At 59.1% G+C, this 26,210-nt stretch carries 18 protein-coding genes, 1 tRNA gene and 1 pseudogene; 13 read left to right on the forward strand and 7 right to left on the reverse strand.

Annotated features, from left to right (window positions below; all coding sequences use genetic code 11):
- Positions 1–2: 2 nt before the first annotated feature.
- The 4 genes from fdhE to AC1RO5_RS09470 all read left to right on the forward strand — a co-directional run bounded on the left by fdhE (position 3) and on the right by AC1RO5_RS09470 (position 4,456).
- Entirely contained in the window at positions 3–929 is a 927-nt protein-coding gene (gene fdhE / locus AC1RO5_RS09455) for a formate dehydrogenase accessory protein FdhE (protein WP_493174666.1), read from the forward strand.
- A 60-nt stretch (positions 930–989) separates the two neighbouring features.
- A complete protein-coding gene (gene selA, locus AC1RO5_RS09460; protein WP_493174667.1) occupies positions 990–2,438 on the forward strand; it encodes an L-seryl-tRNA(Sec) selenium transferase in 1,449 nt (482 codons plus the stop codon).
- Positions 2,435–4,354 carry a selenocysteine-specific translation elongation factor gene (gene selB / locus AC1RO5_RS09465; protein WP_493174668.1) on the forward strand — a complete coding sequence of 640 codons (1,920 nt, stop codon included), beginning with the start codon at positions 2,435–2,437 and terminating at the stop codon, positions 4,352–4,354. Before selA ends, selB begins: the two co-directional genes overlap by 4 nt.
- 6 nt (positions 4,355–4,360) lie before the next feature.
- Positions 4,361–4,456 (forward strand) — tRNA-Sec (locus AC1RO5_RS09470).
- Positions 4,457–4,474: 18 nt separating this feature from the next.
- On the opposite strand, the pseudogene AC1RO5_RS09475 reads toward AC1RO5_RS09470, so the two are convergent.
- The 3 genes and pseudogenes from AC1RO5_RS09475 to AC1RO5_RS09485 all read right to left on the reverse strand — a co-directional run.
- A pseudogene (locus AC1RO5_RS09475) lies at positions 4,475–4,888 on the reverse strand (OprD family outer membrane porin); the annotation flags it as partial.
- The gene (locus AC1RO5_RS09480; protein ID WP_493174669.1) at positions 4,771–5,175 is read right to left on the reverse strand and encodes an OprD family outer membrane porin; all 405 of its coding nucleotides are present in this window, start codon (positions 5,173–5,175) and stop codon (positions 4,771–4,773) included. The gene AC1RO5_RS09480 and the pseudogene AC1RO5_RS09475, both read right to left, overlap by 118 nt.
- 46 nt (positions 5,176–5,221) lie before the next feature.
- On the reverse strand, positions 5,222–5,875 hold the full coding sequence (locus tag AC1RO5_RS09485) for a hydrolase (protein WP_493174670.1): 654 nt from the start codon (positions 5,873–5,875) through the stop codon (positions 5,222–5,224).
- Positions 5,876–6,122: 247 nt separating this feature from the next.
- Here AC1RO5_RS09485 and AC1RO5_RS09490 point away from each other — a divergent pair, with 247 nt between their 5' ends.
- Genes AC1RO5_RS09490 through AC1RO5_RS09500 form a run of 3 tightly spaced genes read left to right on the forward strand, consistent with a single transcriptional unit; the run spans position 6,123 to position 9,114 of the window.
- On the forward strand, positions 6,123–7,088 hold the full coding sequence (locus tag AC1RO5_RS09490; RefSeq protein WP_493174671.1) for a tripartite tricarboxylate transporter substrate binding protein: 966 nt from the start codon (positions 6,123–6,125) through the stop codon (positions 7,086–7,088).
- 1 nt (position 7,089) lies between these two features.
- Positions 7,090–7,581, forward strand: a complete 492-nt coding sequence (locus tag AC1RO5_RS09495) for a tripartite tricarboxylate transporter TctB family protein (protein ID WP_493174672.1) — start codon at positions 7,090–7,092, stop codon at positions 7,579–7,581.
- Between the two features lie 24 nt (positions 7,582–7,605).
- Positions 7,606–9,114 carry a tripartite tricarboxylate transporter permease gene (locus AC1RO5_RS09500; protein WP_493174673.1) on the forward strand — a complete coding sequence of 503 codons (1,509 nt, stop codon included), beginning with the start codon at positions 7,606–7,608 and terminating at the stop codon, positions 9,112–9,114.
- Between the two features lie 132 nt (positions 9,115–9,246).
- Here AC1RO5_RS09500 and AC1RO5_RS09505 read toward each other — a convergent pair whose 3' ends face one another.
- Together AC1RO5_RS09505 and AC1RO5_RS09510 are read right to left on the reverse strand one after the other, a co-directional pair.
- A complete protein-coding gene (locus tag AC1RO5_RS09505; RefSeq protein ID WP_493174674.1) occupies positions 9,247–10,086 on the reverse strand; it encodes a pirin family protein in 840 nt (279 codons plus the stop codon).
- Positions 10,087–10,127: 41 nt separating this feature from the next.
- Entirely contained in the window at positions 10,128–10,511 is a 384-nt protein-coding gene (locus AC1RO5_RS09510) for a DoxX family protein (RefSeq protein ID WP_493174675.1), read from the reverse strand.
- A 141-nt stretch (positions 10,512–10,652) separates the two neighbouring features.
- Between AC1RO5_RS09510 and AC1RO5_RS09515 the strand changes: the two genes are divergently transcribed.
- From AC1RO5_RS09515 to AC1RO5_RS09530, 4 genes are all read left to right on the forward strand, one after another.
- Positions 10,653–11,570 (forward strand): LysR family transcriptional regulator, encoded by a 918-nt coding sequence (locus AC1RO5_RS09515; RefSeq protein WP_493174676.1) that lies wholly within the window; start codon positions 10,653–10,655, stop codon positions 11,568–11,570.
- A 94-nt stretch (positions 11,571–11,664) separates the two neighbouring features.
- The gene (locus AC1RO5_RS09520) at positions 11,665–13,167 is read left to right on the forward strand and encodes a sensor domain-containing diguanylate cyclase (protein ID WP_493174677.1); all 1,503 of its coding nucleotides are present in this window, start codon (positions 11,665–11,667) and stop codon (positions 13,165–13,167) included.
- 136 nt (positions 13,168–13,303) lie between these two features.
- A complete protein-coding gene (locus tag AC1RO5_RS09525) occupies positions 13,304–13,948 on the forward strand; it encodes an ATPase (RefSeq protein WP_493174678.1) in 645 nt (214 codons plus the stop codon).
- Between the two features lie 85 nt (positions 13,949–14,033).
- A complete protein-coding gene (locus tag AC1RO5_RS09530) occupies positions 14,034–14,375 on the forward strand; it encodes a YajG family lipoprotein (RefSeq protein ID WP_007938318.1) in 342 nt (113 codons plus the stop codon).
- Positions 14,376–14,526: 151 nt separating this feature from the next.
- On the opposite strand, the gene AC1RO5_RS09535 is transcribed toward AC1RO5_RS09530, so the two are convergent.
- Positions 14,527–15,177 carry an MliC family protein gene (locus AC1RO5_RS09535; protein WP_493174679.1) on the reverse strand — a complete coding sequence of 217 codons (651 nt, stop codon included), beginning with the start codon at positions 15,175–15,177 and terminating at the stop codon, positions 14,527–14,529.
- 399 nt (positions 15,178–15,576) lie between these two features.
- Positions 15,577–20,403, reverse strand: a complete 4,827-nt coding sequence (locus tag AC1RO5_RS09540; protein WP_493174680.1) for a M10 family metallopeptidase C-terminal domain-containing protein — start codon at positions 20,401–20,403, stop codon at positions 15,577–15,579.
- 797 nt (positions 20,404–21,200) lie between these two features.
- Here AC1RO5_RS09540 and AC1RO5_RS09545 point away from each other — a divergent pair.
- Complete coding sequence (locus tag AC1RO5_RS09545) at positions 21,201–21,884, forward strand: ImmA/IrrE family metallo-endopeptidase (protein WP_230172702.1); 684 nt, start codon at positions 21,201–21,203, stop codon at positions 21,882–21,884.
- Between the two features lie 325 nt (positions 21,885–22,209).
- Positions 22,210–26,112 carry a hypothetical protein gene (locus AC1RO5_RS09550; protein WP_493174681.1) on the forward strand — a complete coding sequence of 1,301 codons (3,903 nt, stop codon included), beginning with the start codon at positions 22,210–22,212 and terminating at the stop codon, positions 26,110–26,112.
- The last annotated feature ends 98 nt before the right edge of the window (positions 26,113–26,210 follow it).

Here is a 26,210-nt window from a genome sequence, read left to right on the forward strand (position 1 = left end):
CCTTGGCCACGATCCTCGAGCCTGGGCAGATAGAAGCGGCGGCGAGTTCACCGCCGTTTCTGTACCTGCCGCCGAACAACCTGTTCACCCTGCGCGCGTTGCGCCTGGAGCGGTTGGCCGACGGTCATCCCATGGCGGACTATCTGCGTTTGATCGCGGGATTGTGTCATGTCCAGCAGCAGCTGATGGACGATCCGCCCGTGGCCGCCATGCCCGACCCCGAACGCCTGCGACTATGCCAGCAACACGACTTGCCTCCGTTCGCCGCCGACAGCTTGGTGCGCGAAAACATTTGGCTGCCCTATCTAGAGGCCTTGTTGCAGCGCTATCAGCCACCGCCACAGTCTGCGGTAGAAAACGCCGTGGCGACGTTGCGCAGTGCAAACCCAGGGCTGCTCAAGGCGTGGGCGATTGCCTTGGTCAGCGGCCAGTACTCAATGCTGCCGGCAGCACTGGTGCCGTTTCTCGGTGCAGCGCTGCAAGCGGGCTGGAGTTATTGGCTGCTGAACACGCCCAACCTTGAACTGACGCGCGGCGACAGCCTCAGCCAATGCCCGGCCTGCGGTTCGCCGGCGATGGCCGGGGTGATTCGTCATCGCGGCAAATACAACGGTTTGCGTTATCTGGTGTGTTCGTTGTGCGCCTGCGAATGGCATGTGGTGCGGGTCAAATGCGTGTATTGCGAACAGAGCAAGGGGCTTGAATACGTCAGCTTCGAGGATGATCGCCACGCCGCCAATCAGGCACCGCTGCGGGCGGAAGTCTGCCCCGGCTGCAACAGCTACCTGAAACTGATCTACCTGGAAAACGACGCCGAGGCCGAAGCCCTGTCGGCGGACCTGTCCAGCCTGATGCTGGACATACGCCTGGAGCAGGAAGGTTACCAGCGGCCAGCGCCCAACTTGATGCTCGCACCTGGAGGCGACTGAGCTTATCGATCTCAGAGGCTACACTCAGACGCGACGGTCATTCGCTTCCGGGAGCCTCTGATGCGCGCAACGTCCGCCAGCCCAGCCTTGCGGCTGCCTTCCATCGACAGCTTGTTGCGCCATCCCGCCTGCCAAACGCTGGCCGAACGTTACGGGCGCGACGCACTGCTGGCCGGCCTGCGGCAACTGCTCGATGACTTGCGCGAGCCGGTGCACAACGGTGAACTGGCTGCCTTTGAAATCGCCCCCGACGTATTGGCGGGCAGGGCAGGTGAGCGTCTGGCGATTCAGCATCGCAGCCAGATCCGCCGGGTGTTCAACCTCACCGGCACGGTGCTGCACACCAACCTTGGCCGTGCGTTGTTGCCAGAACAAGCCATTGAGGCGGTGCAACTCGCTGCGCGTTATCCACTCAATCTGGAATTCGACCTGCACAGCGGCAAGCGCGGCGACCGGGACGATTTGATCGAAGGCTTGATCCGCGAACTGACCGGCGCCGAGGCAGTCACCGTGGTCAACAACAATGCCGCCGCCGTGTTGCTGACGCTCAACAGCCTGGGCGCGCGCAAGGAAGGCATCATTTCCCGTGGTGAACTGATCGAAATCGGCGGTGCGTTTCGCATTCCCGACATCATGGCCCGCGCCGGGGTCAAGCTGCACGAGGTGGGCACCACCAACCGCACCCATGCCCGCGATTACGAGGCCGCCATCGGCCCACGCAGCGGTCTGCTGATGCGGGTACACGCGAGCAATTACAGCATCGAAGGCTTCACCGCGAGAGTGCCGACGGCGGAATTGGCGGAACTGGCTCACCGCCACGGACTGCCCTTGCTCGAAGACCTCGGCAGCGGCAGCCTGCTGGACCTGACCCGCTGGGGCTTGCCCGCCGAACCGACGGTGCGCCAGGCACTGCTCGATGGCGCGGACATCGTCACCTTCAGCGGCGACAAATTGCTCGGCGGGCCTCAGGCCGGATTGATCGTCGGCCGCAAAGATCTGATCGCCCGGATCAAGAAAAATCCGCTCAAGCGTGCCTTGCGGGTCGACAAACTGACCCTGGCGGCCCTCGAAGCCGTCTTGGCGCTGTACCGCGATCCCGATCGACTGGCGGAGCGCCTGCCGAGTTTGCGTCTGCTGACCCGGCCCCAAACCGACATCCTCGCCCAGGCCGAACGCCTGCAACCGTCACTGGCGCAGGTGCTCGGCGATGGCTGGAGCGTCAGCGCGGTGCCGGCGCTGGGCATGATCGGCAGCGGCAGCCAACCGGTGGCCCGGTTGCCCAGCGCCGCGTTATGCCTGCGGCCAAACGTTTCCAAACGTCTGCGGGGGCGGCGATTGCTGGGGCTGGAGGCAGCGTTGCGGCAGTTGCCGATTGCCGTGCTCGGGCGTATTGACGATGACGCCTTGTGGCTCGACTTACGCCAACTCGACGACGAAGCCGCGTGGATGGCGCAGCTCAATCAGCTGGCGCAATTCGATCAACTGCAGGAGGAGGGCCGGGAAGGGTGATTGTCGGCACCGCGGGGCACATCGATCACGGCAAGACTTCCTTGCTCCAGGCATTGACCGGGCAGGCCGGTGATCGTCGCCGCGAAGAGCGCGAACGCGGCATGACCATCGACCTCGGCTACCTCTATGCAGCGCTGGAACCAGGCGCCGCCCTGACCGGTTTTATCGACGTGCCCGGCCATGAGCGCTTCACCCACAACATGCTGGCCGGCGCTCAGGGGATTGATCTGGTGTTGCTGGTGGTGGCGGCCGATGACGGCGTCATGCCGCAGACCCGTGAACACTTGGCGATTGTCGAGTTGCTGGGCATTCCTCGGGCAATGATTGCAATCAGCAAATGCGACCGGGTTGATCCTTCCCGGGTGCAGGCTGTTCGTGAGCAGATCGAAGCATTACTGGCGCCCGGACCTTATGCCGACGCGCCGCAAATCGCGCTATCGAGTGTGACCGGCGAGGGCATCGAGACACTGCGCCAAGTCTTGCTGGATGCACAGCATGAGGTTGTTCAACGCAGCGCCGGCGGCGGTTTTCGTTTGGCGGTTGATCGGGCCTTCAGCGTGGCCGGCGCCGGTATCGTAGTGACCGGCACCGCGTTGTCCGGCCGGGTGGCGGTGGGCGATACGCTGATGTTGAGTCCACTGGGCAAACCCGTGCGAGTGCGGGGCCTGCATGCGCAGAACCAGGCCGCTGACAACGCAATGGCCGGGCAGCGCGTCGCGCTGAACCTGAGTGCCGAGCGTTTGGCCCTGGAGCAGATTCACCGCGGCCACTGGCTGTTGGCCGAATGGCTGCACGCGCCGACCCAGCGTCTGGATATCCAGATGACCGTGTTGCCCAGCGAAGCGCGAAGCTTCGAACACTTTCAACCGGTGCATGTACATTTTGGAACTCAGGACGTGACGGGGCGGGTGGCCTTGCTGGAAGGCTCCAGCCTGGCACCGGGCGGGCAGATGTTCGCGCAACTGCTGGTCAATGCGCCGGTGTTGGCAGTGAAGGGCGACCGCTTGATCCTGCGTGACCAAAGTGCGCAACGCACCCTTGGCGGTGGCCAAGTGCTGGACCCGTTCGCCCTGGCCCGACATCGTCGCAGCCCTGAGCGATTGGCGCAGCTACAAGCGCTCGCCACCACCAATAGCCTTGAAGACGCACTGCCGGCGCTGTTGGCCAACAGCGACACCGGGCTCGATCCGCAGCGACTGGAGCGTCAATTCAATCGTCCGCGCGAGACTTGGGAATTGCCTGATGACGTGCGTCTCATCGATACGCGGCAGGGGCCGTTGCTGTTCAGCGCGGTGCGTTGGGAAGCGCTGAAAGCGCCGCTGCTGGAACACCTCGCACGCTTTCATCAACTCGAGCCGGACCAAATGGGACCGGACAGGGATCGCTTGCGTCGCTTCGCCGGCACTGCATTGGATCGGCCAACTTTCCTGAGCCTGCTCGACGAATTACTGGCCAGTGGAGCAATCGTGGCCAGCGGCCCATGGCTGCATTTGCCCGATCATCAAGTGCGTTTGAGCGAGGATGACGAAAGCCTGTGGCAACAATTACAGCCGCTGTTCGAACAGGCGGGTTTCGATCCACCGTGGGTGCGTGATTTGGCTAAAGCGACTGGCCATGAAGAAGCCGCCGTGCGTTTGTTGCTGCGCAAGATGGCGCGACTAGGGTTGTTGCATCAGGTGGTTCGTGACCTGTTTTACACCGAAACGCTGGTGCGTCGATTGGCGGCTATGCTGGTGCAACTGGCCAGAGATGAGCCGGTGATTCAGGTCGCCGCGTTTCGCGATGCCGTGGGCCTGGGGCGCAAGCGCAGCATTCAGATTCTTGAGTACTTCGACCGGCTCGGCCTGACCCGCCGCTTTGGCGATCGACGCCATATCCGGCTCGACAATGCACTGGCCCAACAGGCGCCAGAGTGACTTCAAGGAAGGTAATCGCGCCCGGTGGCGCGGCCGGGCTTCAAACCCGGTTGGGGACGGCATCCGTTCCCGGGCCGGTTCGACTCCGGCTGCCTTCCGCCATTTCCACGGTGACGTCGATCACAGATGGCCGAAGGTCAGCGGGTATTGGATGACAACGTAAACCCTGTCGATGTCATCGCCCGCCTGAGCGGTGTTGGCCCGATGAGACACATGGGACAGTTGCAGTGACAAACCCTTGGCGGAGCCTGACTGCACGACGTAGCGCAGGTCTATGTCGCGCTCCCAATGTCGCCCGCCATCGCCCTGTTGAGGTACGTACTCGCCGATGGTCGGGTCGAACGGGTTGTAGGCCCCACCCTTGGGCGCACGGGTGCCGTCGATGTCGCTGCCCCTGACATAACGCGTCATGAAACTCAGGCCGGGGATACCATAAGCGCCGAGGTCGAGGTCGTAGCGTGCCTGCCAGGAGCGTTCGTGGGCGCCGTTGAAGTCGGCGTACTTGATCGAGTTGGCCAGGTAAATCGAGTCGCCACACCTAGCGTGCCGGGGGTGAATCCAGATTCAAAAGAGCCGATAAAGCCTTGAGCCCACTCTTGTTTGTAGTTCTTGCCCGAAGGCTGGGGTGAACGGTAGTCGCTGTTGAGGAAGAAATTTCGACTGAGCACCTCAAGCTTCGCACCCTCGAGAAATCCTTGCTCGGACTCCGGTGCCTCATCCGCCAGGGCTGTTGCGGCAAAAAACACGCAGAGCCAGAAGGACGCTTTGGATACGTCCTTCCGACCGGAAATGCGCGGGAGGGTTGGCAATGAAAACATCATTAATCTCCCGCCTGAAACAGCGACTCCGAAGAGTCGCTGTTTATTCTCAATGGCCTTCAGAGGCGTGGAACATGGTCTTGGCGTAGATCAGGCCCAGACCATAGGCACCACCGTTGGCGATAGAGGTTTTCACCGTCTCATCGTAAGTTTCGGTACGTGCCCAGTCGCGCTGCAGTTCAAGCAGGTATTGCAGCGATGTCATGGGGCGGGCGCCGAGCTGGATCATGCGCTGCACGGCCATTTCATGGGCTTCGATGGAGACATCGCCACAGGCGTCGGCGATGAAGTACACCTCGAAGCCTTGGTCGATGGCCGAAAGGGCCGGGCCGACGATGCACACGGAGGTCCACAGGCCGGCCAGGACGATTTTCTGTTTGCCGATGGCGTTGACTTCAACGGCAATGCGCTCGTCTTCCCAGGTGTTCATGCTGGTACGGTCGATCACTTTGTGTTCCGGGAACACCGATTTGATTTCGTCGAAGATCGGGCCGGAGAAGCTTTTCTCGGCAACGGTGGTGAGGATGGTCGACACCTTGAAGCCCCGGGCTGCCTTGGCCACCAGTGCGGCGTTATTGCGCAGGGTGACGGCATCGATCGACTTGGTCGCAAAGGACATTTGCGACTGGTGGTCGATCATGATCAGGGTGTGGTCGGTTGGGGTCAGCAGGGTTTTTCCCGGTACAGCTTTTGCGATGGCCATGGTGATGTCCTTGCAAGTGGATTGAGGGTTGGTTCACAAGGCCTATGGTTGCGCAGATTTCGACGCAGTTATTGAGTCGATGTGCTGTTTTTGCTTCAAGGCAAATCGGCACAAAGATGGTCGGCAGACCATGCAAAGGCCGCCAACAAACGCAACTATGGCCTACGCTTGTCTCCAGACGCATGCTCACCGAACAGGGGCTCTTCCCTGATCGAAAACAACAAGAACGGCTATTCGGAGACGTCTCATGTTTGCACTGACCCGTCGATTCAGCAGCAACCTCGCCGCTTTCATTACCGCCGCCGCACTCACATCCCCCGTTTTTGCCCTGGACACCGTCAAGTTCATGGCCCCTGGTTCGGTCGGTGGCGGTTATGACCAGACCGCGCGGGTCCTGGGCAAAGCCATGGTCGAGGCCCAAACGGCCAAAGCCGCCACCTTCGAGAACAAGGGTGGCGCTGGCGGGACCCTGGGATTGGCGCAATTTGCCAATGCCACCAAGGGCGACCCCGATGCGCTGATCGTGGTCGGCGCGATCATGGTCGCGTCCATCGAGCAGAACAAACCGCAAATTACCTTGAAGGACGTGACCCCGATCGCCCGGCTGTTTACCGAATACAACGTGATCGCCGTACGCGACGACTCGCCGTACAAAACCCTGGAAGACTTGCTCAAGGACTTCAAAGCCAACCCGTCCAGCATCAAATGGGGCGGCGGCTCCAAGGGCTCGATCGACCACATCGGCATCGCCGAACTGGCGAGCAAAATGGACATCCCCGTCAACAAGGTCAATTACGTCGCCTTTGCCGGTGGCGGCGAAGTCGTTGCCGCGGTGCTGGGGGGCCACATCACGGTGATCACTGGCGGCTACGCCGAGCTGGCCAAATACGTGCAGTCGAAACAGTTTCGCTTACTGGCCGTCGGCGCGCCCAACCGCGTTGAAGGCATCGATGCACCGACCCTAAAAGAGGGTGGCTATGACGTGACGATCGGCAACTGGCGGGGTGTTTACGGCGCCGCGGGCCTGACGCCTGAGCAGCGCAAGGCACTGACGGAAGCCGTGCTGACCGCCACCAAAAGCGCCGTCTGGCAAGAAAACGTCAAAACCAATGCGTGGTCGCCGAGCATTCTGACCGGGGATGATTTCGGCAAATTCGTCGACGAGGAGCACGGACGCCTGCGCGCGATGCTGGTCAAGGTCGGGCTGCTTTGAGATGGCCGGGCGTTGGAGCGTAAGGCCGGCCCAACTGGCGATCGGCATCGCTATTGTGATCATCAGTGCGGTATTGGCGGTCGGCGCCTCGCGGTTTCCCGCCGAGATGGGGTTCGTGATCATGCCGGCCTACGTCTACCCCTATGCCGTCGCGGCATTTCTGGGCGCCGTCGGTCTGTTGATGTGCTACCACGCGCTCACCGGTGGTTTTCGCAACCTCGCCGATGATCATGAGACTTCCGGGGCCGAGCCCGGCGGCAAGTCCGGGGCGACCTGGGTTACGGCAGGGCTGGTGGGCGTGGCGTTGCTCATTTCCTACATCGGCTTCGTATTGGCTGCTGCATTGCTGTTTGCCTGTTCGGCACGGGGCTTTGGCAGTCGCAGCCCGGTTCGAGACCTGGCCATCGGCATCGCCCTGACGCTGCCGATTTACTGGCTTTTCACCGCCGGGCTAGGGGTTTCCCTTCCGCCCTTGATCAACGCCTGGATCTGATCCTGGCTGCAGGAGGTCGACAAGGTGGATATTCTCTCGAGTCTGGCAATCGGCTTCGCTGGCGCGCTGACGCCGATCAATCTGATGTGGGGTTTTATCGGCTGTCTGCTGGGCACTGCAATTGGTGTGTTGCCGGGGATCGGACCGGCGCTGACCGTCGCCTTGCTGCTGCCGATTACCGCCAAGGTCGATCCGACCGGGGCACTGATCATGTTCGCCGGCATCTATTACGGCGCTCAGTTTGGCGGCTCCACCACCTCGATCCTGCTCAACACCCCGGGGGAATCGTCCTCCATGGTCACGGCCCTGGAAGGCAACCTCATGGCCCGCAACGGACGGGCAGGTCCGGCGCTGGCAACGGCTGCCATCGGTTCATTCGTGGCCGGCACCATCGCAACGATCTTGCTGACGTTGTTCGCGCCCCTCGTGGCGACGTTGGCACTGAAGTTCGGGCCGGCGGAGTATTTCGCGATTTTGGTGCTGGCCTTCACCACCGTGTCGGCAGTGCTCGGCGCGTCGATGCTGCGCGGCTTTGCTTCATTGGGCATCGGGCTGACCATCGGGTTGATCGGCCTCGACTCGACGTCAGGCATTGCCCGCTACACCTTGGGGGTTCCCGAACTGGTCGATGGCATCGAAGTGGTGCTGGTCGCGGTGGGGTTGTTTGCCGTCGGTGAGGCCCTGTACGGCGTGCTCTACCAAAAGGAAGAAACGGCCGGCCGACACCGCCTGACCTCATTGTGGATGACCCGCGCCGACTGGAAACGCTCGGTTCCCGCGTGGTTACGGGGCACCTTGATCGGTTTTCCCTTCGGATCAATTCCGGCCGGTGGCGCGGAAATCCCGACGTTCCTGTCCTATTCGACCGAACGCAAACTCAGCAAATACCCGAAAGAATTCGCCGCCAGCAAAGGCGTGGGCGCCATCGAAGGCGTCGCAGGTCCCGAGGCGGCGAACAACGCCAGCGCCACCGGTTCGCTGGTGCCGCTGCTGACCCTGGGCATACCGACCTCCGCCACGGCGGCGATTCTGTTGGCGGCGTTCCAGAACTACAACCTGCAACCGGGGCCGCTGCTGTTCCAGACCTCGGGCGAGTTGGTCTGGACCCTGGTGGCCTCTTTGTACATCGGCAACGTCATCCTGCTGGTGTTGAACCTGCCGTTGGTGGGGCTGTGGGTCAAACTGTTGCAGATCCCTCGGCCGTACCTGAACGCCGGCATTCTGGTGTTCGCCACCATCGGCGTGTACGGCATGCGCCACTCATCCTTCGATTTGTTCCTGATGCTGGGCATCGGCTGGGCCGGGGTGTTAATGCGGCGTTTCGACTTCCCCGTCGCCCCGGTGATCGTCGGCATGCTGCTGGGGCCAATGGCGGAAAAACAGCTGCGCAACGCCTTGTCCATCAGCCAGGGCGACTGGATGATATTTGTGACACAACCGATTGCAGCGTCGGTCCTGGCGCTGACGTTGTTGGTGCTGCTGGTGCCGTATCTGCTGCATAAGCGTGGGATCAAGTTGCATGAGGATGATTGAGTCGGGGGTTGCAAGCAGATCGTTCCCATGCGCAGCAAAGGAATGCCTCAACGGACGCTCCGCGTTCGACTCCGGAAGGGACACGGAGCGTCCCTGGCTGCATTCCCACGCAGAGCGTGGGAACGATCAGTGCTAGTCCAGCCGCCCCTCATGAAACAGACGCGCGCCAATGCGCTGAATTTCAGCTTCGCCCTGAACCAGCGCCGCTCTGCTGGTGTGTACCGAGTAACGCCCCATCACCAAATCGTGCGGATGTTTCACCGCCGAACCCAGCACGAAAGACGTGTCGCCGTGCGCCACGAAATCGATGGGTTGGTCTGACTCTTCGAACACCGCCAGCTCGCCAGTATTGACCGGGCCACCAACGTCCAGCCGACCGGCATTGACCGCCAGCCACGCCACGTTGTGACCGGCGGGAGGCGTGTAGCGCCAGCGTTCTCCGTCTTTCAAGCGCACGACGAGGTAGTTCATGTCCGAAGGTGCTGCAATCGCGCTTTGCGCGGCGCCGTAGCGTCCGAGCAGCACACGCGCCGGGCCTGCTTGCGGGATCTGCGAGGGCGCCAGGTAGAGACTCTCAGCCGGTGCGTTTTCGTGCGATGCGGGCAGGGCGACCCAGAGCTGGAAGCCCGATATTGAGCTGTCGCCGACTGGTTTAGCGTCGTGCCACACGCCATTACCGGCGCGCATCCACTCCACACCTTCGGTGGGCAGCACCCCGGTTTTGCCCGTGGTGTCTTCGTAAACCACACCGCCTTCGATCATGTAGGTCAGCGTTGCGATCCCTGAATGCGGGTGCATGCCGAAACCTTTCTGCCCGCCTTGGGGCTTGAAGCCGAAGAGATCAAGAAACACAAAGGGCTTCAACAACTGGCCCAGGTCGCCAGGGCTCATGAGTCGCGTGATCGGCCCGTGAGTGCTGCCGGATGTGCGGTGAACGATGGCGCGTGTTGGTGTTGCGACGATGCTGTTCATAGGTTTCCCTCAAGTCTTATGTCGGTCGCCGTTCCCAAGGATCAGCGCGCTGCAGCGAGCAAGGTCACGGGCTTCTGCCGCCAGGCCACGAAGGCAGACATCGCCAGCAGCACCAGGGCAGGGGCGGGATTGCCGCCAATCACAAAGAGATGGGTGACCACGGCGCCGGCCATGGTTGCCGTCAGCAGCAGCCCGGCGAAAAAACTCGTGACCGGGATGAGCAGCAACACAGCGCCAGCCACTTCAATGGCACCGGTCAGGTAGCGGAACCATTGCCCAAGGCCGACGGCGTCGAACACCTGGACCATTTGCGACACACCGGCCAGCTTGGCGATGCCGGCCGCCGCGAACGCCAAGGCCAGAAAGATGCGAACGCCCCAAAGGATGCGGTTCTGAATAAGGGAGAGGGATGAGGTATTAGTCATGGAATACGATGTCCTTGCCTGTGGTTGACGCAGTTAAAGGGCTAACTGCCGCGATGCAAGAAGGATAAGGGGACGCAGATTGGTTGATTAGATGGCACAATTGGATTGCGCTCGTCCATTTATGGCTGGAATTATCGTTTTATGCTCGACCTGAATGACATTGCCCTGTTTGTCCAAGTGGTCCGCAGCGGCAGCTTTGCCGAAGCGGCGCGGCGGCTGGGCATGCCGCCTAATACCGTCAGCCGGCGTGTCCAGCAGCTCGAGGCGCAACTCGACACACGGCTGCTGCAACGCTCCACGCGCAAATTGACGCTGACCCATGCCGGGCAGGCTTTTCACGAGCGCTGCGTGGGCGCGGTGGACGGGCTGATCGAGGCGGGGCACGAGTTGATGACGGGCAGCCAGGAACCCAGCGGCTTGGTGCGCATTGCCGCGACGGCGGATTTCTTCGACTTTTTTCCAATGGAATGGGTGGCTGACTTTCTCGCCGCGCATCCGCGGGTGCGGCTTGATTTCGTGCTCAGTGATGCCCGCGCCGATTTGATCGCCGAGCGCATCGACATCGCGTTTCGCGGCGGCCCGCTGCAAGACTCAGGCTACGTCGGACGCCAGCTCTTCGGCGCAGGCAGCGAGGGCCTGGTGGCGAGTCCGGCTTACATCGCTGCACGCGGTATGCCCGGTACGTTGCAGGACCTGGTGAACCATGACTGCGTGAGTTTCGCCCATCCCAGCGGCTTCACCACCTGGCGTCTTACCGGGCCTGAAGGCGTGGAGGAAGAGGTGCAAATCGCCAGCCGTTTTTCCGGTAACACGGCCCAGGCACTGCGCAAGGCTACGGTGGCCGGCCTGGGCATCGCGCTGCTGCCGCCGACGCTCGCCTTGCTCGATCTTCAGGCGGGCCGACTTGTACGGGTGTTGCCACACTACCAGCGCGCAGGTTTTGGCCTGCACGTGCTTTACCCGAGCCGCCAGCATCTGCCGTTGGCGGTATCGGCCTTCATTGAACTGGTGATGGAGAAACTGAGGGTGGAGGCATTTCCGGTGCAAGGCCACATTTAGTAGGTCAACCTTTGCATGCATCAGCAGTGCTGCTCGAAAGCCCTCTATAATGCGCAGCCTTTGACGCCTGTGTACTTAACGGTCCGGTACTTCCTTGAAACGCGATCTTCGACTTGCCACTTTTCTGATCTTTCTGGTGTGTGTCTCCGTGGTGCTGCTGACGGCATGGCAGATATGGACAGCCCGACAGAACACCTTGAGCGACATCAATACCGACACATTGAACCTGACCCAGGCGCTCAACACTTATACCGAGGGCGCCTTCAAGCAAAGTGAAGTGCTGTTGATGGGCCTGACAGAAAGGATCGAGAAAGACGGCACCGGCCCGCAGCAACTCGAACGGCTGAGCAAGTTGGTTGCCCAGCAGATGGATGCACTCCCGCAATTGAATAGCGTGGTGCTGTATGACGCCCAAGGGGACTGGGTATTCTCGACCAACATGCCGATCTCATCCAATAGCAACAACGCAGATCGGGCGTTCTTCCAGTATCACCGCGACACTCCGGATCGCGGCATCTATATCGGCCCGGCGATTCTCAGCCGTGCCACGTGCGCCTGGGTGATTTCGGTCAGCCGACGCATCGATCACCCTGATGGAAGTTTTGCCGGGGTAATCGCCGCGACTATCAGCCTCGAACACTTCCTCAAACTTTATCGAAGCATCCACGTGGGGCAATTCGGCGCCATCAGCCTGACCTCATCCGAAGGGCGCCTGCTGGTGAGGTATCCCTTTCAAGTGGAAGACATCGGCCGTGATCTGTCGCGCGCGCCCATATTCTCCGAATACTTGCGTAACACCTCATCGGGCACCGTGGATTTTTCGTCGAAAGTCGATGGCATCCATCGCCTCTACGCGTTCAAGAGAAGCGATCAATATCCTTTCGTGACGACGGTAGCGGTGGGGCAGGCCGAGGCAATGCAAGCGTGGCTCAGTCAGACTAAGCAATCTGTCGCTGTAGTTCTGCTGTTGTTGGGGCTCCTGGTCGCACTGGGGCGCAGGCTGATTTCCCACATCAGTCGGCGTATTCGGGCGGAGGAAAAATTGCTCGCCACCCAAACCGCACTGATCGAGCTTAACCAGACACTGGAAGTTCTCGCCAGCGTAGACAAACTCACCGGCCTCGCCAACCGCCGCCATTTCGATCAGTTTCTGGATGTCGAACTCAAACGCGCCAAGCGCCTCGCAAGCCCGTTGTCACTGATCCTGATCGATGTGGACTTTTTCAAACGCTACAACGATCACTACGGCCATCTCGCCGGAGATGAATGTTTGCGGATCATCGGTCAGGCGATCAAGCACTGCGTACGTCGCCCGGGTGACATGGCGGCTCGCTATGGCGGAGAAGAAATCGCCGTGGTGATGCCCAACACGGACGAATCAGGAGCGCGCACGGTTGCCGAGGCGATCCTGTCCGGTATTGCTACCGAGCAACTTGCGCACTTGTCGAGCCCGTCAGGTATCGTGACCGTCAGCCTGGGGATAGCGACTTATGTCGCCGACGGCAGCGACCCTGATGAAAAGGCACTGATCGGTCGTGCAGACCGCGCGCTTTACACGGCGAAGTCGCAGGGGAGAAATCAGCTGAGCGTCGCGTGATCGAGGAGAAACTGCACGCGACGCGGCGCAACTATCGGTTCAAGTAATAGTGACAATCAAGAAACGCAAGTTCTGCTGGGTCGGGTAAAGGCGGAAAATCGCCTCCATCGAAGACGCAGCTCAAGGAATTTGCGCGATGAAGACATTGACCCGACTGGCAATTGTCGCCCTGTTGATGGGCGAGGTTGCTACAGCTGCAACCGCCTACGCAGACGACGCCCAGTCGTGCCATTTTCTGCCCATCGCCGGCGCCAGCACCGGGTTGCAGCATTCGCAAACCGTCGGTGTGCTGCACAGCGAAAACACCCTGGACAACCTGCAATACCTCGAGCGTTACCACGATGTAGCGGTGAACGGCGCGCGAGATGCGCTGGATTCGCGTATTCGCAACGCGTTCATCAACAGCTCCGACCCGGAATTGGCAATCGACTGGCTGATGAGTTCGCTGCAGCAGCAGTTCCTGTCCGTGACGGTCTACGACAACCTCGATGCGCTGGTGCAGGCCCATCCGGATGTGGTGGTGATGCTCGATACGCATAACCGCCTGCTGACCCAACACAACAGTCAGGTCGAGGCACGTTTCGCCGCGCGGTTCTACGACGCCAACCTGCAATACATCGGCAAGGCCGAAGGTGCCGTCGAGAAGCAAATGCCTTCGGTCTGGGTACACCGTAAAGCTGCAGCCGATATTGCCGCCCAGATCGACCAGCAACGCGACCTGCAACTAAGCGCCTTGAAGCAGTTCGATAACTCGCTCAAGGCTCTGGTGACCGCTGGCTGAACACCCAAACCATAACCGCAACGACGGCGACCGTGACGCCGAACCGTTGCTCAACGAAACAGACTTTTATTTCAGGACTTCGCCGATGCGCCCTTTATTTGTTCCTGTCATGGCTTTCGCCACCTTACTGCTGGCCGGTTGTGCCTCCGCGCCGAACGACCCGACGCTGACCTTGCAGACGAAAAAAACGCCTGCCGAGTACGCCGATTGCGTGGTGCCGAAGTTGCAGGGCAGCGCACTGCACCCGACGGTCTCGCAAACCCAGCGCAGCTACCGGATCGTGGTGCCGAGCAAAGTCGCCGCGGACAACGTTCTGGAAGCCTACAAAGCCCCGAACGGCGGCAAGGTGTTTTTGTACGAGCGTCACTTGCTGGCATCGAACTTCATGCCTTCGAGTTTCGAACGTGCCGCGCAGGAATGCCTGTAACCCGTAACTGCTTTGAAGAACGCTCCTTTGGTTGGCCGCAACCAACCAATTTTTTGCCCCGTACCTTATTCGGTTTCGGGGCTTTTTTTTTGCGTGCAGATTTTGCGGGGCAGAATTGGGGAGGAGGGCAGCCGTACTCGCGCCAGAAAAATCAACCGACCGGCTCGGCCTTGCAACTCATTGGCCCTGAGCCTGGCTTCTGGAAAAGCACCACGTTGCCGTCTTGCCAGAAGCTGTAGTTTCCCAGGTAATCCTTGCCTGCGTATCGGGTGCCCGACTCACTCTGCTCCTGGCTCAGGACGATCGAGGTGTTCGCCCATTTCAGGTACACGACACCAGGCTGCGTGGTAAAGAAGGTCGCGGCAATCAGCGGGTTAAGCCCTGTACAACGAAAAGCCAAAGGGCCTTCGGTGAGTCTGTCTGGATCCTTGGTTCTCACGATGGCCGAGCCTTGGCGCAGTTGGTGCGCACGCTCGGCATAACTGCGGATCGTGCACGCCTTGGGCGCAGCCTCGGAGGCACATTGATTGCGGGCATCGACCCAAAACTGCTGGTCGATAATGATCTTGTCTGGACGTGGCACTGAATGTTCGTCCGTGAGCGCCAGGCGATAAAGACGCGTCAGTTCGATATCCATCTGCGCCAGTTGCGGATCGCGACAGATCAGTTTTTCGACGGACGCCTTTGCCTCGGCGCAGTCGAAGCTGGTCTGGAAAGTTGACGCAGCATTGACACAGGTACTCGCCGCCGCGCATGCGCCGGCAGCGAGTAGACAGGTGAAAAGGGCCGTGACCGTTTTCATGTTGGCTTCACCCAGATCATTACGTGATGCCCGGATTGCCGTGGGATTTATCGATGCGTTGAATAGTCATTCGTTCGCATTGGTGTATCGCAGTGTAAGTCAGTGCTCAGAACTTGTCATACCGCTTGGCGGTGGTTGGGTTACAGGAGGGGCTGCCGAGAAGCGCGACCTCTTGGTTTCAAGTAGCGCCCGTGGCGAGGGAGCTTGCTCCCGCTGGGCTGCGAAGCAGCCCCAAAACCCGTTCAATGCGCCGCATCAGGCAGACTGAGTCCATCGGCTCACGACTGCTTCGCAGCCGAACGGGAGCAAGCTCCCTCGCCACAAAATGCGTCTATACCCCGACATCGTCTGTGTTGGTTTGTGATCTTTCGGGCACCGCAAATCCCCTTCTGGCTTGACTCAGGCTGTGAAATCGCTGGCGTGCAACGCCGTGACGCCCACCAGTGCGATCTCGAACTCGGGGGCGGCGTCGGCATCGACACTGCCGTAGAGAATGCCATCGGCAAAGCGCAGTTGGCCGGTGGCGTCGGCAGGGTCGAAGGCGTTGGCGCCGATGAAGGTGAACACGTCGATAGCAGTGGTCAGCGGGTTGGCGTCCAGGCCGGTGAAGTCCAGATGATCGCCCTCGGTGCTCTTGAAACCGTTGATCACATCGCGCAAAGCGCCGGCGCCCATGTCCGACAGCGCATCAAACACGTAGGTATCCGCGCCAGTGCCTCCGGTGAGGTTGTCGGTGCCGGCACCGCCGATCAACCGGTCAGCGCCCGAACCGCCCACCAACGTATCGTTGCCCGCCGCACCGTTCAGAACGTTCGCGGCGCTGTTGCCCGACAGAGTGTCGGCGTAGGCGCTTCCTGTGAGGTTTTCGAAGAGCTTCACGGTGTCGAGCCCGGAACCCACGGTGTTTTGTTGCGCTGACGTCGAGAGGCTGACGGTAACGCCAGACGCGGCGCGTTCAAAAGACACCGTGTCATTGCCCTCGCGTCCGTCCAGCACGTTATTGCCGGCTCCGGCGAACAGCGTGTTGTCCAACGCGTTGCCCGTGCCATTGGCGGCGCCAGGGCTATCGATATATAGATGCTCGACGTTGTTGCCGAGGGTATAGGCCGCCAGGCTGCTGTGCACGCTGTCGATCCCTCCTGCCGCCGCATTGCTGTTGGTCTCGATCACGGCGTCGTCGGCGTTGTCGACATAGTAGGTGTCGTTGCCATCGCCGCCGCTCATGCTGTCGCCCCCTGCGGCACCATTGAGCACATTATTGCCGGCATTGCCGGTGATGAAGTTGTGCTGCTCATTGCCGGTGCCGTTGATGCCCGACACGCCAGTGAGCACCAGGTTCTCGAGATTGGCGCCCAGGGTCCAGCTGACCGAGGCTTGCACCGTATCGATCTGCGAGGTCGAGGTGTTGCTTTCCACCACGCGGTCGAGCACGTTGTTGACCACATAGATGTCGTTGCCATCGCCACCGGTCATGGTGTCGGCGCCCAGGCCGCCATCCAGCGTGTCGTTGCCCGAGCTGCCCACCAGGGTATCCGCCTGGTCGGTACCGGAAATCATCTTCCGGTTGTTGTCGAAAATGTCCTGCACGTTGTTGTTGTCGTTGGGGTTGCCCTGGAAGCCAAGGTCATTGGCGATGTAGTCGGCCAGGCGCTGGCCGACGATTTCCGCCGATTCCTCGTGCAGGTGCCAGACGTCGTCGGGATACGTCAGCGGATCGACTTCGTAGCGCAAGGGGAGGTCGTTGTAGTCCACCGCCAGCTTGACGTCGGCGCGCTCGGCGGCAATGGCTTCCTGGGCTGCGTGGACATAGCCAACCCCCTCGACGATGGAGGCAATCTTGTCTTCCGAATAGCCACGGGCGCGCGCCGCGTCCTGCTCGTAGTGACCGGTTTCCATCATGTACACGTCGAAGTTGCCGAACTGGGCGTGCAGGTAATCAAACACCTTTAGGGTCGCAGCCTTGTAGGCCGCTGCTGCCGCTGCTTTGTCCGTGGCTTGGGCGATCTCCTGAGCGGCTTCCTCACCCTGGCCCCAAATGATGCCCATGGTGACGTTATTGATCGATTGCAGCTCGCTGCGCTGGTCGCTCAGCAGCGTCACGGCGCGCAACAGCGCAGCCCCGGGTTGGTCGGTGTCGGTCAGCCACCAGCACAACTTGAGTTCCTCGGCGCTGAGCGTCGACAGGCCGGTGACCGTGCTGCCGCCCACCGCGATGTCGATGCCATTGCCATCGGCGTCGGTGAACTGGCTGTGCACGTCATAGGGGGTGTAGCGGTCCAGGTCGTTGACCAGCATCGACGTGCCGGACTGATTGTCGTCCTCCGTCATGCGCAGCAGGCGCGCATTGGATTGGCCGAGCGTGGGCAGGTAGAGGATGCCCTGCTGGGCGTGCTGGCCAAACACGAAGTCACTGGCGGTCAGGGTGTTGAGGTAGTTGCCGCTGAGGGCGATTTCAAAACGATTACCATCGGCATCCGCTTCGGCGGACTTGATGTAGGTCTTGTCGCCCGCCGCGTTGAGGGTGATGTACAACGTGCCATTGTGGCCATCGCCGAGGCCGACAAAGCCCAGGCCTGAAACATCGATCTTGTCGACGCCCGCAGTGAAATCATAAATCGTGTCGGTGGCCGTGATACCACCCGTGTCGTAGTCGCGGTAGCTGTCGAGCAGGTTGGTATAGCGGAAGGTGTCGGCGCCGTCGCCGCCATACAGCGAGTCGCGTCCGGCACCGCCGTCGATGGTGTCGGCGCCAGCGCCAGCCTTGATCGTGTCGTTGCCACCGAGGCCGAGGATCAGGTCTGCACCCGCTGTGCCGTTGAGGGTTTCGGCATTGTTGGTGCCGGTGACGGTGTTGGCGGGCGCATCGGCCACGACCAGGGCGAAGCTATCGCTGACCGATGCGCCGGCCGGGTCCGTGGCCTTGACCAGCAGGTTGTAATTGCCGGACGAGGTGCTGGTCGGCGTGCCGCTGAAGGTCAGGTTGGTGGCATTGAAGCTCAGCCACGCGGGCAGGGCGCTGCCATCGGCCAGGGTGGCGGTATAGCTGAGGTTGTCATTATCCGCATCGGTGAAGCTGGTGGCCGGCACCACGTAGTTGAATGGGGCGTTTTCGCTTGCGTTCTGGTCCAGCAGCGGCGTGGCCAGCACCGGCGCATGGTTGGTCGGTGACGACGTGGCGAAGACGAAGTTGGCGCTGGTCAGCTTGTCGAGGTAGTTACCGTTCAGCGCCACTTCGAAGCGGTTGCCATCGGTGTCGGCCGTCAGGGACTTGATGTAAGTCTTGGTGCCGGTACTGTTGAGCACCACGTACACGGTGTTGTTCTTGCCGTCCCCCAGTCCGGTGAAACCCATGGCCGAGAGGTCGATCTTGTCGGCGGTGATGTCGAAATCGGTGATCAGGTCGCCAAGGTTGGCGCCGCCGGTGTTGTAGTTGCGGTAACTGTCCAGGCGATTGGAGAACACAAAGACGTCTGCTCCGGCGCCACCGGTGAGGGTGTCCATACCGGCACCGCCGTCGAGCTTGTCGTCGCCCGCGCCGCCATTGAGGTTGTCGTTACCCGCCAGGCCGAGCAGGGTGTCGGCCGAATCACTGCCCAGCAGAGAGTCGCTGCCGCTGGTGCCGGTGAGCACACGATTGAAGATGAAATGGCTGGCGGTCAGAGTGCTGGCGAGGTTGCCCGAGAGTATCAATTCGAAGCGATTGCCACTGGCGTCGGCATCGTAATCCTTGATGTAGGTGCGGTCGCTGCTGGCGCTGTAGCTGACCTGCAGGGTGCCGCCTCGGCCATTGCCCAGCCCGGTGAAACCGAGGCCGGCGAGGTCGATCTTGTCCTGGGTGACATCGAAGTCGGTGATGGTGTCATCGAAGCTTGCGGTTGCGTTGCGATAACTGTCGGACTGGACGGTAAAACGAAACGTATCGGCGCCGGTACCGCCGGTGAGTTTGTCGATGCCTGCACCACCTATCAGAATATCGCCACCGGCCCCGCCATTGATGGTGTCGTTGCCGGCAACGCCGTAGAAAATCTCGCTGGCGGAGCTGCCCAGGAGGGTGTCGTTGCCAGCCGTGCCTTGCACGGTGATCATCGGCACCGTGTCGCTGACGTAGCTGCCGTCGCCATAGACCAGCGTGGCACCGTTGCTGGTGTGGCTGATGGTGTTGCCGATGATGGCGTTGCGATCGGTGCCGTCCTCATTGCGCTCCGCAACGCCGTAGGTCGACAGGTTGCTGCCGGTGATGATGTTGCTCTGGATGGTGTTATCGCTGCCGTTGAAGTACTTGCCGGACACGCCCAGGGTGTCGTTGTAGGACTGGATGATGATCTCCGGTACGGGGTTGCCCAGGGAGTTGTTGTTGAGCGTGTTGTCGATGATCTCGACGTGGTTGCTGCCGTAAATGCGGATCCCGGCGCTGGTGTTGTCATGAATATCGACGCCGCTGACCGTTACCTCGCTGGACATTTTGATCAGCACCCCTTCGGCGCCGTTGCCATACACCTCGCCACCGGTGATGGTGATGTTGTCGGGGGAGGGGATGTTCTCGCTGCCGCGCTGCACCACGATGCCATTGCCGCCGTTGTTGTAGGCAACGTTATTGGTGAGCGTGAAGTCGTGGGTGCTGGTAACGATGTTGAAACCGTGCCGGTCGTTGTCGTAGGCGACGTTGTTTTCGAAGGTGCTGTTGCTGAGGAAGTCAGCCACGAAGCCGTCCAGGCCGTTGCCGTGGGACACGCTGTTCTTGATGACCATGTTGACGGTCTGCTCGTGGGGGTCGAAACCGTACCCGGAGCAATCCTTGATCTCGACGCTGTCGAGGGTGACGTTGGAGTCGTGGCCTGCTTGCCCGGGAATGTAGCCGTTGAACCAACCGTCGATCTTGCCCGTGGTGCTGTCACGGTTGCCGTCGATGGTGAGCTTGCTGACGCCGAAGTCGTGGGTTTCCTCGCCATAGGCGGAGCGGATGACTCCGGTGATCTTGGTGTCGGAGCCGTCAGCCACCTTGACGGTGGTTGCGCCCATGCCGTCGCCGTACAGGTAGACGTTGCTCTTGAGCATCAGGCAACCGTCGGAAGGTTCCGCCCCTCCCGAAACGATGTAAGTTCCGGTCGGCATATACACCTGCCCCCCGCCTGCGGCAGCCGCCGCATCAATTGCACGTTGTATCGCCGCTGTGTCGTCAGTGATGCCATCTCCTTTGGCGCCAAAATTTTGGACATTGAAAATCATGAGCTTATCTCCGTATCAGGCTTAAACCTCGGAAGATGCCAATATTCCATCGACAACCACCGTGTTTTGACCCAGCGGAGTGCAAAAGTTATGACCACATATCGGGGATGTGTCAAAAAACCGGATTAACTGATTAGCGGTTGGAGGGGTGTTTCAAAAAAGTAACAGTTTGTTGGCGCTTGCTCCGGCAGCGAGCGATGGTTCTGTGGGAGCGCAGGCTGGCAGATTGGGGGGACTTGATTGACATCCCCCCAGGCACAACAGCCCACGCGATAACCTCGAATAAATCGTTGCCCGGGAAGAAGGGTGGCCGAGGCGGCTCTTGAGTTACCCGCTTTCTGACCTTGCACCTGTTCCCGCGTTGTTTTTCATCGGTAAGGTGTTTTTTGAGGTGCTATTTCTCGAGAGCATTCACAAACAACTGCCAGCTGGAGCAGGGCATCAGTAGACGTGCCCGGCAGTTGATGCCATGTGTATCGGAGGAGGGGGAAACATTGGGACGCTAGAGCTAGAACTGCCGATCCGCCCTGAATGCCGTGTTGGAATGAAATGTTTGGGGTAGGGATTAAACACTCTATAGAGATCGCAATAGGCGGCAGCGCCCTGATTCGGGCTGGATGTATCGGTTTACAGGGTGCTCCGCGGCGGTGCTTCCGGTAGCAGCTCATGCCAGGCGGTCATCGTGCTTGAGGATACGATTGTGTGTGGCTGCATTCCGAGGAAATCTCCTGCTGGCTTGCAGCATCTATATATTGTGCCTATATTTATCTTTAGGCACACAATGTAGTGGTGGCGCTATGAATCGAGCAAGCATCCAAGACGAAGTTAGGCAGTTGCACCGAGAGATCTGGAAGCAGAAAGAGATCCTATGGCCAAGTGGGCAACCTACATCACTAGGGATGCTTGAGCCAGACGCTGCGGCCTATCTGTTTGACTATGACTACCTGAAGTTCCCCGATCTGGGATCAAGTAAATTCGCGCGCGGCCCAAGCATTGCTGGCTTGATTGACCGCCAGGCGAAGAAGATCGCTATTTCTACTGCATACCCTGAGCACGTCCAGCGGTTTACCGGCGCTCATGAGATCGGCCATCTCACGCTGCATGATGGATTGGTGATGCATCGGGATCGTCCACTCGATGGATCCTCCATTTCGGGGACCAAACCCCAAGTCGAACAGGAAGCTGACTATTTTGCTGCATGCTTTCTCATGCCACCCAACCTGCTTAAAGCGCAATTCGAGTTTCAATTCGGCTGCGTAGGACCCTTCAGATTCACGGATATCACGGCATACCACCTGAGTAAGGATGACCATGAGGAGTTGCTGTTTGCTTCCCAAGGATCGCTTGACCGCGAGTTCGCCTTGGCACGCTGCGAGAACTACGGGAACCGGCGATTGGTATCGCTCGCGAAGCAGTTTCGAGTCTCTGACAGCGCTATGGCATGGCGAATCAAAGAACTGGGCCTGGTGAGTTGGCCTTGATAGAAGCCCTGAACGCCATTTGAAAATCACCGAGAATCTTAAAACACAACGCTGATGAAACGCCCTTCATTTAACAGAATAGGTCGTTTCACTGGGTGTTGAGCTTTTTATAACTCATGCCTTAGGCACCCGGTTTTCCTAGGCTTGTGAATTTAATTCGTCGCCCACAATGAAAAAGTTATGTTGATGTTGTTCGTCTAAATCCGCGCTGTGTTGCAGATAATTTGTTGCATGTCTATCTATCCAATGAAACCTGAGTCCCGTTTCTTACCTTCGAAGTAAACTCAATTCAGCTCAGCAACATAATTGAAAGAGACACCAAAAAATGGAATTTCCTGGATTAACTCGGCAGTTATTAATTGATCCTGAGCTTTGGAGTGTAACCCGATCAGGTGCACGGGCCGGTCGGGGGTTCCGATATCAGGACGCGGTGGCCGCTTGGCTCACCTCATTGGCATGGCGCGGTGAAGCCACTTGGACGCGGCTCATTCCGGAAGGTGTCGACGACCTTACCTTGCATGGACCTGAGCTTGAGTTTAGAGCCCAACTCAAGGCCAGACATGACCCTCAGGGTGTCTTCTCCCAAGCCGAGGCGGCAAAACACCTCGCCAAAAGTGCTAAGGATCTACCTCACGATTGGCGTGAATCCAATCGGGTGAGATTAGCACTGGTTCTGGAGCGACCGCTTGAGGGTATTCAACCTACGGGTTGGATAGTCGCGCTTGCCGAAAGTGGCCAAGATCTGACGAAGTTCGAAAAGCTTGTGGCAGAGGCCTTAGGGAAACCTGAGAATGGTATGGTCGATGCTTTACTAGCGCGCACCCATTTGGTGATCGAACCCGATCCGCTAGATCGTGGCTGCGCTGCTCTCACCAGTGCATCACTACCGCCTGCGGGAGTGCGGCTGGTGCTCCAACAACTTCGCGAACAGGCTGGGAAAGCATCTGATTCCAACTACTCAGCATCGAGCGAAAAACCAGAGACGTTGGACCGCAGCGACGTGCAGATGCGCATTGATGGAGTTCGAGGGATTATTGATCCTATCGGCTACGTTGCTTTGACAGCTGGCCTCGCAGAGTTCGCAAATTTCAGCGAACCAATGCCGGCTGGAGCCTTTTATCGAGGTGTCAACGTGGCACCAGGGCACGTCGGGGCCGGCCTAGTGTTTGCTCGACCAGAGTTGATGGCGGACGTTTTGACCGGCCTTGAGGCAAAGCGATTTGCACTGGTCGCGGGCCCCTCTGGTGCTGGAAAATCAGCACTTGCCTGGTTGTCGGCTCACCATACACGCCATGCCGTGCGTTGGTACCGTATTCGGGAGCTGCAAGTCGCCGATGTAGCAAAACTTGTTCAGCTCGCGAAACTACTAGAAGCGAGCCCTGAACGCCCGGTCGGTTTCGTTGTTGATGATGTGGGCCGTCAGGAGACGGCAGGATGGGACACGCTCGTTCGGGAGGTGGAGACTCAGGCAGGTCTGCTTGCCATTGGAACGGTGAGAGAAGAGGATATCTTTCTTCTCTCATCCGCAGCTCGTTCGCCAACGATCCGACCCAAGCTAGATGAGAATCTGGCATACGGAATCTGGAAAGCCCTACAAGCGTCCGGTTCAGTAGCTTTCAGTCACTGGCAAGAGCCATTTGAGCTAAGTAACGGCCTACTACTCGAGTACACCCACTTGCTAACAGCTGGGGAGCGCCTTGAGGAGACGATTCGTGAGCAGGTGCGTCGTCGTCTTGCCGAAGACCGCGGCGACGAGCTGATGATTCTAAGGACCATTTCTTTTGCTGCTGCTCAAGGGGCAGCTATTGATCCAATTCGGCTTCGAATGCTTTCTGGAGTGGATGAGCCTCGCTTTGCAAAGCTGCTTCAGCGACTGGTCGATGAGCATGCGGTGCGTGCCAGGCCTGACGGAGCGCTTGCAGGGTTACACGAGATTCGCTCGACATATCTGGACGGAGCCATTCGAGAGCTTCTCGGTGAAGCTCGAAGTCAGGTAGTTACAGCGGCAGCTGAAACCCTGGCGAGTGATACCTTCGCTGCTTTCATCGTCAGGGTCTTGCGACGATGGCCTGAAGAGGAAAAAGCGATGTTGGAGGGGCTCGCTGCCCGGTTAAAGGCAGAAGAAGGGCGGTGCTGGACGCCAGTTCTTCATGGCCTCGGACTCGCAACCGCGGATCGAGTTGCAGAAAAATGGTTAGAAAGTTCTCGTTCCGCAGATATCGATGACCGCTTAAGCGGATTCACTTTTATGTTTGTTCTTGCGAGCGTGGATTTCGGCGACGAACCATTGTTCGCCAAACCGAAGATAGCGCACGCCTCCTTCTCGAAAGTTGATGTCGCCGATCTTCGTAACATTATGATCGAGATGGCTACTGACGCTTGGCCTACCAAATTAAGTGTTAGCGAGGCAACTGAGCTCGCGGCTACGCTCTTGCCAATTGTCGGTTGCAAATCACCGCCGTCTATCAGGTGTATTCCAAGTGGTGACTTGTCTGAAGCGCCCCTGGAAGATCTTCTAGCTTTTCTAATCACGTTACGAGAAGCAGATTTAGATGCTGCGCGCACCGTTGTCGAGATGTCCGGAGGTACGCCTGCTCTTATTAGTCGTTTGTACAATGAGACCCCTTGGGTAACTCGCCCTGAAATCGGAGAGTCCGACGGCGTACTCAGTGTGACTGGGTACGTCCGTTTCGTTCACCCAGAGGTTCAGTCAGACTTGAACGAGGAGGTCGTACGCCTTTGCACGGCCATGAGCGCTGTGGTACCTGATGCCGAGCTCCTCATCGCAGACGCGATCTTCAGCGACGGCCGTCCCGTTGGATATGGTGAGTACTCTCAGAACTCCAAACGAATGCCGCGGCATGCAGTGATTGCACCAGCACGTATTGCCTGGAACCAGGCTGAAATTCGAGCGATCAATCGTTTGGTAGCTGCGCCGACCGAAACCCGGCGAACAACGGAGTTAGCCGTCGCTGTCAATGAACTTGGAGTTAAGTTGAGGGAGGCGGGGGATTACTACTGTCGAATGGAAACTCCGGGAGCGAAGTGGAAAATGTTTCTACACGTTAGGGACTTGCTCACCACGTTCATTCAACCTCCAAGCATCAATGAATCGCTCACCGGACCTCTAGCAGCAGGTAAGTTGAGTGATAATGACAAGCTCCATAACTTCGTTACAGGTCTGCAGCGGCTGATGACCGAGCTCACTGACGGTGTTTCGGAAAAGCCGAACCTTATGGCTGCCCGGACAGCTAGCTTGGTGCGCGATGCGGAGTTATTACATCGCCCAGAGTTATGGCGCATGACCAGCGAGCCTCCTCTGGAAATGTTGGTTCAAATAGCCGACACACTTCGGCAGATACGCGCTGTACTTGCCGACGCCGCTATGAATCCGGATCAACGCCGTGTGTCCGCAAGCCGTTTTCGGACCACGAGTCGTCGCCACTCAATTCTACGTCGCGCTGCGGAAGATGCCTTTCAAAGGGCTGATTCATTGACATCCGCTCGCCGAGAACAGATACGGCTCGCGATGGCGGATAAAGGGTTGAACGTCGAAGTGTATTCGCGTAGTCAGCTTGAAGGCAGTGGTGCTCAATGGCCAGATACTGAGTTTGCCGTTCTCTTGAAGGTTGAGTCGCTTTTTGATTGGTTAACCACAGAGGGGGTTTTCTCCACAGTGGCAGCTGCACTATCGCCTCAAGTAACCGTTAGCTATGGAGCGGTAATTAATGGACGCTTAGCCCCTATGGGCATGATCTTCATAGTTTCATTACTTCCAGACGCTACCTTCGCTGAAAAGTGGAAATATAGTGTACCGTACCCTCTGATAGTCGACGAAAATTTAAGGCTCTACGATGAGACATGGGAGGCTATCGGTGCTATGTCGGCAGCTTGCGCAGAATCAGGACGTGAGATGAATGCCAAAGAGCTTGAATTTGTAACCAACATGATGGAGCGATGCAGACGTAGCATGGAGTGCATAGCGACGAAGCTAGAAGGTTCTGCAGATGATGTACTTATCGACGTGGCAAGTTCTCTAAGTCGTGGATTCAGCCGCTTCCAAAAAGAGTTAGAAAATGAAGACGGCGAAACAGTGGCGTCCGACTTGTCAGCGACCCTACGTGGGGCGATGTCAGATCTGACGTATGAAATTCTAGGTATTCGTTTAGCGCTTATGGAACGCGCTGCATTTCGATTGGATAACATCGATGTTCAAAGCATTCATTAGAAGTGGCGGTGAGTGCAAGCGGAGCTCTTGTAAAAGTACCGCTCAGACACATCATTTAACTTATGGGCGATGTCAGGTTTGACTGAAGGGATGAGGAG

The organism is Pseudomonas sp. GW822-FHT02G04 (assembly GCF_058802085.1).

Coding starts and splice junctions, on each gene's coding strand:
- selA (WP_493174667.1), top strand. CDS start 990: ATGCGCGCAACGTCCGCCAGCCCAGCCTTGCGGCTGCCTTCCATCGAC.
- AC1RO5_RS09515 (WP_493174676.1), top strand. CDS start 10,653: ATGCTCGACCTGAATGACATTGCCCTGTTTGTCCAAGTGGTCCGCAGC.
- AC1RO5_RS09530 (WP_007938318.1), top strand. CDS start 14,034: ATGCGCCCTTTATTTGTTCCTGTCATGGCTTTCGCCACCTTACTGCTG.
- AC1RO5_RS09535 (WP_493174679.1), bottom strand. CDS start 15,177: ATGAAAACGGTCACGGCCCTTTTCACCTGTCTACTCGCTGCCGGCGCA.
- AC1RO5_RS09545 (WP_230172702.1), top strand. CDS start 21,201: ATGAATCGAGCAAGCATCCAAGACGAAGTTAGGCAGTTGCACCGAGAG.
- AC1RO5_RS09480 (WP_493174669.1), bottom strand. CDS start 5,175: ATGATGTTTTCATTGCCAACCCTCCCGCGCATTTCCGGTCGGAAGGAC.
- AC1RO5_RS09550 (WP_493174681.1), top strand. CDS start 22,210: ATGGAATTTCCTGGATTAACTCGGCAGTTATTAATTGATCCTGAGCTT.
- AC1RO5_RS09490 (WP_493174671.1), top strand. CDS start 6,123: ATGTTTGCACTGACCCGTCGATTCAGCAGCAACCTCGCCGCTTTCATT.
- AC1RO5_RS09505 (WP_493174674.1), bottom strand. CDS start 10,086: ATGAACAGCATCGTCGCAACACCAACACGCGCCATCGTTCACCGCACA.
- AC1RO5_RS09540 (WP_493174680.1), bottom strand. CDS start 20,403: ATGATTTTCAATGTCCAAAATTTTGGCGCCAAAGGAGATGGCATCACT.
- AC1RO5_RS09495 (WP_493174672.1), top strand. CDS start 7,090: ATGGCCGGGCGTTGGAGCGTAAGGCCGGCCCAACTGGCGATCGGCATC.
- AC1RO5_RS09485 (WP_493174670.1), bottom strand. CDS start 5,875: ATGGCCATCGCAAAAGCTGTACCGGGAAAAACCCTGCTGACCCCAACC.
- AC1RO5_RS09525 (WP_493174678.1), top strand. CDS start 13,304: ATGAAGACATTGACCCGACTGGCAATTGTCGCCCTGTTGATGGGCGAG.
- AC1RO5_RS09510 (WP_493174675.1), bottom strand. CDS start 10,511: ATGACTAATACCTCATCCCTCTCCCTTATTCAGAACCGCATCCTTTGG.